We start from the raw sequence: 14,018 nt of genomic DNA, 5'->3' as shown, positions 1-14,018 counted from the left end.
AATATCGACGGAATCGACTTTCCCCGGGAAACTCGTACAAAGCAGGTGTCCGACGTGGCCGGAGGTTGGCCCGGCGCCGGTTCCGGACGCACCAAGCCGTGTGGCGGGGGCAGTTGCAGGCAAGCCGTCAACGGCTGCCGCCGGCGCCCGGCGTGGCAAGATGATGGACATGCCCCCAACCATCCCCGCCGAGCACCTGCTCGGAGAGCAATTCCCGTTGCTCGCCTTGCCGTCAACCACCGGGGAGGTCATGGGCCCCATGGATTTCGCCACCGGCAACTTCGTGCTGTTCATCTATCCGCGCACCGGACGCCCGGACCGTGTGGAACCGCCCGAATGGTCGATGGTCCCGGGTGCCAAGGGCTGCACGGCCGAAGCCTGCGAATTCCGCGACCTCGCCGCCGACTACGGGTCAATCGGTTACCGCATCCTGGGCCTGTCAAGCCAAGACACGGACTACCAGCGTGAGGCCGCCGAACGCCTGCACCTGCCCTACCCGCTGCTTTCGGATCCCGGCTTCGTGCTGGCCACCGCGTGCGGCCTGCCGACCTTCGGCTTCGACGGCGAGCTGCTCCACGTCCGCAGCACCCTGGTTGTGCGCGATCGCATCATCACCCACGCATTCCTCGGCATCACCGATGCGGCAGCCCATTCAGCGGCACTTCTGGAGGAATTGCAGCGGTGGGTTCCGGGTGCTGGCCGCCAGCGGGACGACCAACTTACGTTCATGGAATATCAATCGCTTCAAATAAGTAATTAATACCAGCTCAAGAATCCGAAAAATGTCCTTATCGGCTTATTTTGGCCCGACATCCACCTCGATACGAAATACCGATCGGTAGGTTTCCCGCGGGTAATTCAATTGTATCTCGGATCGTATATTAAATGGACCTCTGCAGCATTGGCGGACCTCCGCAACCGGCATTACACAAAACGACACCGAAGGTAATAATCGGAAGTCTTCTAGTTGACCCCAAATCTTTGCGATTGATTTTATTCCGCGATGCATCAACGGACCACCCCCCGCCGGGAAAGGATGAGCGCGGCGAGCCGGCAGTAGCTGTTAAAACTTGCATTGGTCCATGTCGCCCATGAATTCGCGGAATATATGGAGGCTGCCCCGTCACCGTCTCCCGACTTGCGATGCCACTCATTGCGCACGCTGGCTCGCCCGTCGCGCCAGTCGTCCGTTCCGGGATTCGTTCGTTCGTGGCACGTGTCACAATCACCTTCCGTACACGCGCAATTCACTTTTCCGCACTACGTTTGCTGAACTTGATCATTGAAATGGTGAATCCGAAACGACCATTACGCACCTGTGTGTGTAATTCGGTCTTGGGGGTTGGTTCTCACCTTGGTGCCATATTCCTGGGCATTCCGGACTAGACCGGAATGCTCGGGAACACGGCGCCGCGGAACTACCTGCCTCTGTCGGATTCGACCAAGTAACGACGGAAGGAGCAGGAAAATGACCGCGAATGCGAACAAGTCTGGCGGCAAGGAAACTCTGCTGCGGAGCCAGACCACCACGACGGTGGCCAAATCCTCTTCAAGTACGAGCACGGTTGCAAAAAGCCCTGCCCCGAAGAAGACCGGCACGGCTGCTGCCAGCCCGAATACGCCCGAAGGTTCGAAGCAGGCACCGGCACCGCGGCCGGCGGCGGCTGTCAAGCCGGCGGTCTCGGGCGCGGCTGTGCCCACCGCGGTGAATCCGGCCAAGGCCGCCAAGGCCGCGGCCACGCCGGCCGTGAAGCCAGCCACCAAGCCCGCTGCCCAAGGCACAGGACGCTCGAACGCTGCGACAGCCGCCTTTGAAAAGCTGGCGGCAAAACCGGCAGGTGGTGCCACCAAGGACGCCGCCGAAACCAAGACCTCCACCGGTTCCGCATTGCTGGGCAAGTCCACCGAGCCCGCCAAGCAATCCTCCACAAAACCGGCAACACAGAAGGCCAACGACCCAATCAAGCAAACTTCTGAGGCCAACTCCATGGCGCAGGCGCCCACCGCCATCAAGTCGGCGGCCACGACGGGAACCACCAAGGACCAGGCCGCTGTCCCGGCGACCAAGCCCACCGCCGCAAAACCGGACGGCCCGGCAACCGCGTCCGCCGCCAAGACGTCGGAGGCTGCCCAAACCGCAGCTCCTGCGGAATCCGCCCCGGCCTCCGCAGCCGCTGTGGCGCCCAAGGCAACCGTTTCCACGCGAGCGGAAACCAAGAAGAACCCCGCCCCGGCCAAGACTGCAACAACGGACACCGCCAAGGCGGCGACCGCTGCGGAAACCGCAGCTCCGGAGATGTCCGCCCCGAAGTCTGCACCCGCCGTGGCTTCCAAACCGGCAGGTGCGCGCAAGGCGACCCTCGCCAAGCAAGCGGAAACCAAGAAGAGCCCTGCGTCGGCCAAGGCCAAGACCACGGCCAAGAGCATGTCGGCGACTGCGAAGGAACCTTCCTCGGCGAAGACCCCGGCGGTGCCACAGCAGCGAGCGGCGACCACTGCCAAGCAGACAGCGGCGACCACCTTGCCGCGTGCCCTCCCGACCGGGCCCGAGGCGCCGGAGGCAACCATCGGCACCGACGCCGCGTTCGCCGCTGCGGTCCCCGCGGAGTCGATTCCGCACACGTTGCACAACATCTCCGAGGTCCGGCACTTCTTCCGCACCAATGACGTGCCGATCTTCTTCATTGGAGCCACCCCGTTCAACCTCTTGGGGCTGGACCGCTGGGTCCGGAACTTCACCTACATCAGCTACTACGATGCCTGGGACGGGGCGCACCCGCGCGTGTTCACCCCCGTGGACAAGCCCTACCGGGTGTTCAACTCCGGCGAGGAAATAAACAACTGGCTCCTGCTGAACCCCGAGGTCCGTGCCCGCATGGGCAAGGACCTGAGTCCCGGCGTGCGCCCGAAGGTCGCCATGGTCTTCTTCGACGAGGAAACCCAGCAGATATGCGACGAGCTGGGTTATGACCTGATCCTGCCCGCGGCCGCACTTCGCAGCCGGCTCGATTCCAAGATCGTCACCACCCGCCTGGGCAACGAGGCCGGTGTGGCCTCCGTGCCCAACATCTTGACCGAGGGCTCCGACTGGAAGACCCTGCGAGCCGAGGCCGACGCGGCCGGGCTCGGCGACGAACTGGTCGTCCAGACCCCCTACGGGGATTCCGGCAAGACCACCTTCTTCATCAACACCGAGTCGGACTGGGACGAGCACAGCGCGCAAATCGTCGGCGAGGACATCAAGGTCATGCGCCGGATCAACAACCTGCCGTTGGCCGTCGAGGCTGTGCTCACCCGCTCGGGAACCGTGGTGGGCCCGTTCCTCACCGAGCTGGCCGGGCACGACGACCTCACTCCCTACCCGGGCGGCTGGTGCGGCAACGAAATGCACCCCGACGTGCTCACCGACCGGCAGCGCGCACTGGCCACCGATCTTGTCAAGCGCATGGGCGGCCGCCTCGCCAAGGAAGGCTACCGCGGATTCTTCGAGGTCGACGTGCTCGTTGACGTCGACAGCGACGAGGTCTACCTCGGTGAATTGAACCCGCGCATTTCCGGGGCATCGGCTATCACCAACGTCACCGCCGGCGCCTATGCGGATGTGCCGCTGTTCCTCTTCCACCTGCTTGAATACATGGACGTGGAATTCGAGCTGGACATCGATGAGGTCAACAAGCGTTGGGAGGCGCTCTCCGGGGCCGACACCTGGAGCCAGATGATCATCAAGGAGACCTCCGATACCGTCGAGCTGCTCACCGCCACCCCGGCCACCGGCCAGTACTACCTGGACGCCAACGGCGCGATGGTCTTCAACCGGGCGGCCCTGGACTGGCACATGCTGCAAAACGAGTCCGAGGCGTTCTTCCTGCGCATCTACGGCCCCGGCGACTACCGCTGGAAGGGCGCGGACCTGGGAATCCTGGTCACCAAGGGGCGGCTGCAGGTCGACAGGAACGGTGCCCCGAAGCTGAACATCAGGGCTCAGCACTTCATCGACTGCCTGCGTGCCGGCTTCACCGGCATGCCGCTGGGCGAGGGCGCGCGGCCGCACGGGTCGGAGCCCCTCGGTGTGAAGTCCCAGTGGTAGGGTCCGAATAATTCCATAGGGTGGTGCGGCATGCAGATGCCGCACCCCCGCGGACCTGCATCCGCCGCCGGCGCGCGGCAACGAAGAAGCCGCACCGTTGCGGCCACGGAAGGAACCAGTCATGGACGGCACAAACCTTGAGCACGGCAACCCGGACATCGACATGAAGAACTGGCAATTGCCCCAGAACGTTCGTTGGTCGTTCCAGCACATCGCCGATTTCCTGCCCACCGCGATGATCTCGCGCGGACAGGGCCCGGCCTCCGTGCTTCCCGTGGCACTGCGCGACCTGGATTCGATTCCCATTCCCGCCGCCTGGCCCGATGAACCGCCGATGAGCGTCGGCTCGGTCATGGCCACCACCGATACCGACGGGTGGATGCTGGTGCACCGCGGGACGGTGCTTGCCGAGCAGTATTTCGGCACCATGTCCGCCGCGGCCCCGCACCTGCTGATGTCGGTCAGCAAGTCTTTGGTTGGAACGGTGGCCGGGTCGCTGTGCGACTCGGGGCTGTTGGACCCCGAAGCCCCGTTGACCAGCTACCTTCCGGCCTTGTCCGGCACCGGCTATGACGGGGCAACGGTGCGCCACCTGCTGGACATGCGCTCGGGCATCGAGTTCTCGGAAGACTACCTTGACCCCCGGGCCGAGGTGCGGATGCTCGAGCAGGCGATCGGCTGGGCCGATCCCGACTCGGCGGGCCCGATCGGGATGTACACCTTCTTGATGACGCTGCGCCGGAAATGGGAACACGGAGGGGTATTCGAGTACCGCTCCTGCGAGTCCGACATGCTCGGGTGGGTCTGCGAGGCTGCCGCCGGCGCCCCGATGCCCATGCTGCTCTCGCACCTGGTGTGGGGCAAGCTGGGGGCCGAGTTCGATGCCTCGATCGGGATCGACCAATACGGCACCGGCATGTTCGACGGCGGGATCAACGCCACGCTGCGTGATATGGCCCGCTTCGGCAGCCTCTTCCTGAACGAGGGCACCTCCCCCACCGGCGAGCGCGTGCTCTCCCGCAAGTGGATCCACGAAACCCTGGCGGGGGCCCCGGACTCCAGGGTTGCCTTTGCCCAAAGCCCGGGCGACAACCGCATGCCCGGGGGGATGTATCGCAACCAGATGTGGTTCCCCTACGAGGGGAACGACGTATTGCTCTGCCTGGGCATCCACGGGCAGATGGTCTACATCAACCGGCCCGCCCAGGTGGTCGCCGTGAAGTTGTCGAGCTGGCCGCTGCCGCAGGATGCGGCCAAGCTCTTTGGCACCTTGCGTGCCTTCGACGCGATTGCCGCGCTGCTGTCTTCGGAAACCCCGGCGGCATCCCAGGCGTTCCTGCCGCTGTTCGCCGTCCCGGGGCGGGAACACCCGCTGCCCGCCGACAGCGAACCCAGAACATCAGCCTGACTTGTGCTGCCCGAAACGGGCACACCCGATGATTGGAACAGACGTGACAGCGCCACTGGCGAAAATTGATGCCACCCCCTATGCCACACCCTCCAGCGTGTGGCGACTGCGCACCGATGCCTGGGAATTCCTGGGCTACGGCTCCAAGCAGCTCACGGCACTGGCCACCCCGGGCAAAGGCGTGACAGCGGCCCACCAGCAAATGCTGGTCGAGGTCAATCGCAAGCTCAACGTCCTCGAAGCCATCGAGCCCTATTGGGCGGTGCCGGGCAAGGCCCACCTGGCGACGCTGCGCGCCCGCATCGAGGACGGCGACTACCCCGCCGCCCTGGACCTGGTGGAACCGGTCACCCGCGGCTTCGCCCGCTTCAGGCACGAGGTCGATGACCGGGCCACCGACCTCGATCCCGAGGCCCAGCCCAACGACCAGACGCCGATGGCCGACCGCCGGCCGCGCTTCGAGGTCCTGGTCGTGGACGACATCTCCGAGACGGTGCGCGAGGAACTCTTTGCGGAAATGGCCGGCCAGCGCCGGGAATCGGATGCCTTCACGTACCAGGTCAACGTGGTTCCGTCCCTCGAGGACGCCCTGATTGCGGTGATGCTCAATCCCACGATCCAGGCATGCATCCTTCGACCAGGGTTTGCCGTCTCCGCCAGGAACCGTCCCGGCGAGGACCTGCGCCGGTACCTCGACGGCCTCCTTGACCCCGGGCTGCCGCAGTTCACGCCCAAGGCCCGCATCCTGTCCCTGGCCGACACCCTCAAGGAGCTGCGCCCCGAACTGGATCTCTACCTGGTGGCAGATGTATCCATCGAAGACCTGGCCGGGTCCTCGAACCGCCGCTTCAATCGGCTCTTCCGCCGCGAGGAGTCCATGGAGCTGCACCTCTCGTTGCTGGGCGGGGTTGCCGAACGCTACGAGACCCCGTTCTTCGACGCCGTGCAGCACCATAGCCGCAAGCCCGCCGCGGTATTCCACGCCCTGCCCATCTCCCGCGGCGGATCGGTGGTCAATTCCCGCTGGATCAAGGACATGGGTGAGTTCTACGGTCTGAACCTGCTCCACGCCGAGACCTCGGCCACCTCCGGGGGGCTGGATTCGCTATTGGACCCGCACGGCTCCATCAAACGGGCCCAGGACCTGGCCGCACGAGCCTTCGGGGCGCGGCGCTCCTACTTCGTCACCAACGGCACCTCCACGGCCAACAAGATCGTGCACCAGTCGATCCTGGCCCCCGGGGACGTGGTCATCGCCGACCGAAATTGCCACAAGTCGCACCACTACGCCCTGATGCTTGCCGGTGCGCAGGTCGCCTACGTCGATGCCTACCCGCTGAACGAGTACGCGTTCTACGGGGCCGTGCCGCTGAAGGCACTCAAGTCCATGTTGCTTGACTACCGCCGTGCCGGGCGGCTGGACGAGGTCAAGATGGTCACGCTGACCAACTGCACCTTCGACGGCATCGTCTACGACGTCGAGCGGGTGATGGAGGAATGCCTGGCCATCAAGCCCGATTTGGTCTTCCTCTGGGACGAGGCCTGGTTCGCCTTCGCCGGCTTCCACCCGATCTTCCGCCGGCGGACCGCCATGGCCGCGGCCGCGCGGCTGCAGGCAAACTTCAAGGACCCCGCCTACCGGGCACGGGCCAAGGCCCAGCGGGCGGCCCTCTTCGACCCGGAAACCGGCGAGCCGGTGGACGACGCGGCATGGCTCAGGACCAGGTTGCTGCCGGATCCGGACGCAACCCGGCTGCGCGTCTACGCCACCCAGTCCACCCACAAGACGCTCACGGCGCTGCGCCAGGGCTCAATGATCCACATCTTCGACGAGGACTTCAGCCACCTCAACGAGGTGACGTTCAATGCCGCGTACATGACGCACACCTCCACCTCGCCGAACTACCAGATCCTGGCCTCGCTGGACATCGGCCGCCGCCAGGCGGAACTGGAGGGCTTCGAGTTGGTGCAGCGCCAGGCCTATCTGGCCCTGTCCGTGGCCCAGGCCGTGGCCCGCCACCCGCTGCTCAAGAAGTACTTCCGGGTGCTGAACACCCTCGATCTGATCCCGGAGGAATACCGTGAAACCCGCCGTCCCATGCCGCTGCGCGACGGGATCGCCGCGATGGACGAGGCCTGGCGCACCGACGAGTTCGTCATGGACCCCAGCCGGCTGACCCTGCACATCGGCAACACCGGCGTGGACGGGGACACCTTCAAGCACAAGTACCTGATGGACCTGCACGGGATCCAGGTCAACAAGACCAGTCGGAACACCGTCCTGTTCATGACCAACATCGGGACCTCGCGCAGCGCCGTGGCCTACCTGATCGATGTGTTGGTCAAGCTTGCCGAGCACTTCGAGACCGAGCGGGCGGAGATGTCCCCGCGCGCGCTGGCTGCCCGCCAGGCGAAGGCCGCCCGGCTGCTGGCCACGCCCCCGCCGCTGCCCGACTTCAGCCGTTTCGCCGACAAATACCGCAGCGGTGCGCACACCGTCGACGGGGACATCCGCACGGCTTACTTCACCACCTACAAGAACGATGCCTGCGGCTACATCATGCCGAAGGAACTGATCGACCGGGTGCGTGCCGGGGAGGAAATCGTCTCCGCGGGGTTCGTGACCCCCTACCCGCCCGGATTCCCGATCCTGGTCCCGGGACAGGTGTTCACCAAGGAGATCCTCTCCTTCATGGCGGCGCTCGACACCCGTGAGATCCACGGATTCGACGCGGAATTGGGATTCCGGATCATCAACGACGTTCCCGCGCCCAGGGAACGGGGCTAGAGGCACCGTCCGCCGGGGGCTGCCCGGCGGACGGTGCTGCAGCCGGCCCGCACCCGGCACCGATCCCCCGGCCTCAGTCCCGCGGCCGCACCACCAGCACCGGGCAGGCGGCGTGCCGCACGCATTGCTCGCTGACCGAGCCCAGCAGCATCCCCTTCAGTCCCCCGCGCCCGCGCGTTCCCACCACCAGCATCCGCGCGTCGTGCGAGATGGCCACCAGGCTCTTGAGCGGCGGCGCATGCACCGGGCTGTAGCTGATCTCGACGCCGGGGAACTTCCCGGCTACGGGACGCGCGTCGCGCTCCATCTCGTCCTTGACCGCGGCGGCGAACTCCTCGAACGGCGGGACGTATCCGGAGGTCCACTGTGCCGGCTTTGGTGCCGTGACGATGGACCACGCCCGGGCGACGACCACCGGCAGCGCCAACTGCCCGGCCAGTTCCACGGCCATCTCCAGGGCGAGCTGTGCGCCCTTGGACCCGTCGTGCCCCACGACGATGCTGCCTGCCGGTGCGGGCTGGATGGGGGGTGTTGCGCCAAACGGGTTCTCGGTCTCCATGATCGTTTCTCCTTGCTGGTCGGTTTCCTGCCCGCTGGCAATGGCTATTGCCGCGGGTATTCATCGTGCTGCCGGTGTGCCTCGGCCACCAGCGCGCGGATCTTGTCGACGTCCTTGGCCTTGTTGCGGTATTTCAGGTCCATCGCCTGGATTTGCGCCTCCTCCTGCGTCAGCAACCGGTAGACGCGCTCGCGCTCGGCGGGATCGGCGGTGTAGCCGAGGTCCACGAATTCAACGGCATGCCGTCGCGCACTGTTGATCGCCGTCTGTGCCTTGCCCGCCTTGCTCAGCAGGGACACGGCCACCGTCACCACCAGCACCCCGATGATGAAGCCCAGGGACAGGGCCGTGGTGATCTCGATGACCGGGACGGGTTCGCCCTCGTTGATGAAGGGCAGGTTGTTCTCGTGCAGCGCGTGGAGCACCAGCTTGACGCCGATGAACGCCAGGATCGCGGCCAGCCCGTAGGAGAGGTAGATGAGCCGGTCCAGCAGGCCATCGAGCAGGAAGTACAACTGGCGCAGCCCCATCAGCGAAAAGGCCGTGGCGGTGAAGACGATGTAGACGTTCTGCGTCAGGCCGAAGATCGCGGGAATGGAGTCCAGCGCGAACAGGATGTCGGTGCCGCCGATCGACACCATGACCAACAGCATGGGGGTCAGCGCCCGCTTGCCGTGGTGCATGGTGAACAGCTTGTCGCCGTCGAAGTGGTCGGTCGTGTGCAGGAACCTCTTGGCCAGGCGCATGATGAAGTTCTCCGACTGGCCCCTCGCGTGGTCCCCGGGCTTGAGCAGGTTGCCGGCGGTGAGCAGCAGGATCAGGCCAAAGAGGTAGAACACCCAGGCGAAGGAATTGATCAGCGCCGCACCCAGGAAGATGAACCCGGTACGGGCGATCAGCGAGAACACGATGCCGAAGAGCAGGACCTTTTGCTGGTCCTCGCGCGGGACCCGGAAGCTGGCGATGATGATGAGGAAGACAAACAGGTTGTCGACCGACAGCGCCTTCTCCGTGATGTAGCCGGCGAAGTACTCCGAGCCCATCGTGGTTCCGCCGAAGACCAGGACCAGGATTCCGAACAGAATGGCAATCCCCACATAGACCGATGACCAGATCGAGGCTTCCTTGAGCGTGGGCACGTGGGCCTTGCGGATGTGGAAGAAGTAGTCGAAGGCAAGCAGGGCCAGAATGGCGGCGACCGTGATGCCCCAGATGAGGGGTGAAACACTCATGTGTCCCTGCTTTCGGACGGCCGTGCGCGGATCGGGCGCCGTGGGCTGCGTGCCGGGCCTGGGCCAGGACACACCCATCGGGGCCGTGGGGGAATCCGTGTTGCCTGGCAACGCAGCAAGTCCATTGCGACAAAAGTAGCATCTGGGCTGGTCGTTTGTTAACCCCTTCCGGGGTGCGAGAGGCCCTTTGGATCCTTTCTCCGGTCGGGGCGGCAGGATCGCCGGCCGTTCCACGCGAAGGGTGTGACCGTCCACTGCAACGTCACCGGGAAGGAAAATTCCCCGGCCGACGCGGAATGGCCTACAGCGCCCCGCCGGCGGCTTCCGGGGTCCCGCCCGATCCGCCGGACTGCCCTGAATCCCCCACCGACTCGCGGGCCAGGAATGTCTCGACATCGAAAAGGTTGCTCGCCCTCCGGGCCACGTTCAGCAGCGTCGACATCGAGGCCACCTCCTCGACCTGCTCCTTGAGGAACCACAGCATGAATTGCTCGCCCAATGGGTCGTCCTCGGCACGGGCCAGGGCAAAGAGCTCCTTGATCCGCTCGGTGACCTCGAGCTCCTGCTCGAGCGCCAGCACCAGCGGATCCTCCGCCGATTCGAAGTCGTTGCGTACCGCCTCTACGCCCGGGATGCTGGTCCTGATGCCGCGGTCCAGCATGTACTGGACCATCATCATGGCGTGGTTCCGTTCCTCCAGGGATTGGCGGTAGAAATGTTTCGCCAGCTGTGGCAGGTCCTTCCCGTCGTACCAAACAGCGACGGCAATGTATTGCTGGGAGGCGCCGAACTCGTTGCCGATCTGGTGCGTCAGCATGTCGTTGAACTTCGTGCCCATGATGCTCTCCTTGGCTGGATGTGCTCGGTTGGGTCCGCCGGCTCTCAACGCTCCGGGCCGTGACAGACAGAGTGCCTAGTTCGAGGTTCCCCGTCCGCGCCTGCCTAGTCAAGGGGGTCGGAAACCCCACGGACCTCGGTGGCGCGAAGATCTGCCGCCCCTTTGCACCTCGGCAGCGCAACTTCTCAACCGTCCCGGGACGGTTTCTCCCGGGGCGAATCCGGCATCATGGAGTGCACGCGCCCGTATCCCCGCCTTGGCGTGTCGCCATGCGGTTCCCCGCCGCCAAGAATTCGACGGCCACGGCCCGTCGACAAGGCGCGGGCGCCCTTAGGGCGCCTAGCCCAGGTCGAGCACCAGGCGTTTGCCCTTGCACCGCGACACGCAGATCATCATGGTGTCCCCCGCCTCGCGCTCGTCCTCCGAAAGCAGGGAGTCGCGGTGGTCGATCTCCCCGGAAACCACCGGGGTCTCGCAGGTGCCGCAGATCCCCTCGCGGCAGGAATTCAACGGGTTCCGTCCGGCGTCCTCCAGTGCCTGCAGGATGCTCACCCCCACCGGTACGTTGATCTCGGTCCCGTCGGTGCCCTCCACCGTGAATTCGTGGTCGCCCTCGTGCGGGGCCACGGCCGCGCCGGCGGCCTCGGGGTCCGCGGCGAAGCGCTCGAAGTGCAGGCGGGAGGGATCTGCCCAGGTCCCGGCCAGGGATTCGATGACCTTCAGCAGCGGACCGGGGCCGCACGTGTACACATGGAAATCCGCGGCGTCGTCGGCCAGCAGCTCGGCCAGCGGATAGAAGCCGCTCTCGTCGTCGGCGTGGATGTGCACGTTCTCCCCGTAGCCGGCGAGCTCGTCGAGGAAGGCCATGTTCTTCCGGCTGCGGCCCATGTAGACCAGTCGCCACGGCTTGTCCCCGGCGGCGGCGGCCCGCACCATCGGCATGATCGGGGTGATGCCGATGCCCCCGGCCAGGAACACGTATTCCGGGGCCGGGGCCAGCGCGAAGTTGTTCTTCGGCCCGCGCACCTGGATCTTGGTGCCGGGACGCAATTCGTCGTGCACATAGGCCGAACCGCCGCGTCCCGCCGGCTCGCGCAGCACCGCCAGGCGCCAGCTGTCCTTCCGTCCGGGGTCCGAGCAGAGCGAATACTGCCGCACCAGGCCGTTGGGCAGCAACACATCGAGGTGGGAGCCGGCGTCCCAGTCGGGCAGGTCCTGGCGCAGCGGGTGGCGCAATTCCAGGGACAGCACGCCTTCGGACTCGCTGGTGATGCGGTGGACTTCGGCTTCAAAGAATTCCAGGGTCGACATTGGTCTGTGCCCTTTCAAGAGTGCGTGGATAAATGGTTGATGCGTGCCTCAGCGCACAGAGGCGAGGAAGGCGCGGGTGCGTTCATGCTGCGGGTTGCCGATGACGTCCTTGGCCGGACCCTGCTCCACCACATGCCCATCGGCCATGAACACCACCCGGTCGGCAACGTCCCGGGCGAAGTTCATCTCGTGGGTCACCACCACCATGGTCATGCCGGTGGCCGCAAGGTCCTTCATCACCTTCAGCACCTCGCCCACCAGCTCCGGGTCCAGCGCGCTGGTCGGCTCGTCAAAGAGCATCACCTTCGGACGCATGCACAGCGCCCGGGCAATGGCCACGCGCTGCTGCTGGCCGCCGGAGAGCTGGCGCGGGTAGGCCTTGGCCTTGTCCGCCAACCCCACCGAATCCAGCAGCTCCAGGGCCCGCGCCGTGGCGGTGGAACGCTTCTCCTTCAACACCAGGCGCGGGGACTCGATCAGGTTTTCCAGCACCGTCATATGCGGGAACAGGTTGAAGTGCTGGAACACCATCCCGATCTCGATCCGGGACCGGCAGACCTTGGAGTGTGACTGCTCGTGCAGCTTGGTGCCCTTGAGGTCGTAGCCCATCACCGAGCCGTCCACCCACATCCGGCCGCCCTCGATGGTCTCCAGGTGGTTGATGCAGCGCAGCAGCGTGGATTTTCCCGACCCGGAGGGACCGATCAGGCACACCACCTCCCCGCGCTCCACCTGCAGGTCGATGCCCTTGAGCACCTGCAGCCGGCCGTAGTCTTTGCGGATCGCATCGGCCTTGATCATCGGTTCCAGCGTCTTGGCGGCGGCGGAGGCCTCCATCATGGTCGCACTCATTTCTTGGCTCCCTTGAGGGTCAGGGGGTCGTGGACACGCACGAAGCGCTTGAGTTGTTGCCACGGGGTCGCCGGCAGGCTGCGTTGCCCACCCTTGGCGTAGTGGCGTTCGAGGTAGTACTGCCCGACGCTTAGGATCGAGGTGACCACGATGTACCAGATGCTCGCCACCATCAGCAGCGGAATCGTCTCAAAGTTCCGTGCGTAGATGATCTGCGCCGAGTACAGCAGCTCCGGCACCGAGATCACCGAGACCAGGGCGGTGGTCTTGAGCATGCCGATGGTCTCGTTGCCCGTGGGCGGGATGATCACCCGCATGGCCTGCGGCAGGATGATCCGCCGCATGGTCTGCAGGCGGTTGATGCCCAGCGCACCGGCCGCCTCCGACTGGCCGTTTTCCACCGACAGGATCCCTGCCCGCACGATCTCGGACATGTACGCGGCCTGGTTCAGCCCCAGGCCCAGGATCGCGGCGGTCATCGGGGTGATGATCCGGTTCGCGTCCAAATCCACCCCGGGGATGCCGAAGGTGATCGAGGGGTAGAGCGCTGCCAGGTTGTACCAGAACAGCAGCTGCACCAGCACCGGGGTGCCGCGGAAGAAGTTCACGTAGGCGAAGGCGGCGGTGCGCACCACGGGGTTCGCGGAGATCCTCATGACGGCCAGCACCACGCCAAGCACGATGCCGATGGCCATGCAGATCGCCGTCAGCTGCAAGGTGATCCCGATGCCGCGCACGATCGAGATGTCGCGGATGTACATCCCGACGGTTTCCCACCCGAAATTCGGGTTGGTGACCACCGAGCGGGCCAGCAGCAGGCCCAGGAACACGATCACGGCGGCGGAAATCCACCGTCCCGGGTGCCGGGCCTTGACGATGCTGAAGTCATCGGCCGTCGTCGCGGTCTTTTTTGGTTCAGTCATTAGTGTCATGGCGTGGTTTC

10 protein-coding genes are annotated in these 14,018 nt (G+C 65.3%); 4 read left to right on the top strand and 6 right to left on the bottom strand.

Features of this window, described 5'->3' with window-relative positions; genetic code table 11:
- Positions 1 to 169: 169 nt before the first annotated feature.
- The 4 genes from J2T21_RS02920 (at position 170) to J2T21_RS02905 (ending at position 8,283) form a co-directional block, all read left to right on the top strand.
- Entirely contained in the window at positions 170 to 760 is a 591-nt protein-coding gene (locus tag J2T21_RS02920; protein ID WP_307578246.1) for a peroxiredoxin, read from the top strand.
- A 708-nt stretch (positions 761 to 1,468) separates the two neighbouring features.
- Entirely contained in the window at positions 1,469 to 4,087 is a 2,619-nt protein-coding gene (locus tag J2T21_RS02915) for a biotin carboxylase (protein WP_307578244.1), read from the top strand.
- Positions 4,088 to 4,208: 121 nt separating this feature from the next.
- Positions 4,209 to 5,495: a serine hydrolase domain-containing protein gene (locus J2T21_RS02910; protein WP_307578242.1), complete on the top strand. Its 1,287-nt coding sequence runs from the start codon at positions 4,209 to 4,211 to the stop codon at positions 5,493 to 5,495.
- A 43-nt stretch (positions 5,496 to 5,538) separates the two neighbouring features.
- On the top strand, positions 5,539 to 8,283 hold the full coding sequence (locus J2T21_RS02905) for an aminotransferase class I/II-fold pyridoxal phosphate-dependent enzyme (protein WP_307578240.1): 2,745 nt from the start codon (positions 5,539 to 5,541) through the stop codon (positions 8,281 to 8,283).
- A 73-nt stretch (positions 8,284 to 8,356) separates the two neighbouring features.
- Here J2T21_RS02905 and J2T21_RS02900 read toward each other — a convergent pair whose 3' ends face one another.
- From J2T21_RS02900 to J2T21_RS02875, 6 genes are all read right to left on the bottom strand, one after another.
- The gene (locus tag J2T21_RS02900) at positions 8,357 to 8,842 is read right to left on the bottom strand and encodes a universal stress protein (protein ID WP_307578238.1); all 486 of its coding nucleotides are present in this window, start codon (positions 8,840 to 8,842) and stop codon (positions 8,357 to 8,359) included.
- 44 nt (positions 8,843 to 8,886) lie between these two features.
- The gene (locus J2T21_RS02895; RefSeq protein WP_307578236.1) at positions 8,887 to 10,074 is read right to left on the bottom strand and encodes a TerC family protein; all 1,188 of its coding nucleotides are present in this window, start codon (positions 10,072 to 10,074) and stop codon (positions 8,887 to 8,889) included.
- A 301-nt stretch (positions 10,075 to 10,375) separates the two neighbouring features.
- Positions 10,376 to 10,912, bottom strand: coding sequence for a ferritin (locus J2T21_RS02890; RefSeq protein WP_307578234.1), 537 nt, complete (start codon positions 10,910 to 10,912; stop codon positions 10,376 to 10,378).
- A 339-nt stretch (positions 10,913 to 11,251) separates the two neighbouring features.
- Entirely contained in the window at positions 11,252 to 12,223 is a 972-nt protein-coding gene (locus tag J2T21_RS02885; protein ID WP_307578232.1) for a PDR/VanB family oxidoreductase, read from the bottom strand.
- Positions 12,224 to 12,271: 48 nt separating this feature from the next.
- A complete protein-coding gene (locus tag J2T21_RS02880; protein ID WP_307578230.1) occupies positions 12,272 to 13,075 on the bottom strand; it encodes an amino acid ABC transporter ATP-binding protein in 804 nt (267 codons plus the stop codon).
- Entirely contained in the window at positions 13,072 to 13,998 is a 927-nt protein-coding gene (locus tag J2T21_RS02875) for an amino acid ABC transporter permease (protein WP_307578228.1), read from the bottom strand. The genes J2T21_RS02880 and J2T21_RS02875 overlap by 4 nt, the downstream gene beginning before the upstream one ends.
- Between the last annotated feature and the right edge of the window lie 20 nt (positions 13,999 to 14,018).

The organism is Paeniglutamicibacter psychrophenolicus (assembly GCF_030812255.1).
Classification (GTDB): Bacteria; Actinomycetota; Actinomycetes; order Actinomycetales; family Micrococcaceae; genus Paeniglutamicibacter; species Paeniglutamicibacter psychrophenolicus_A.
The sequence above is the reverse complement of the archived record's forward strand: the minus strand, read 5'-3'. Positions and strand labels throughout refer to the sequence as shown.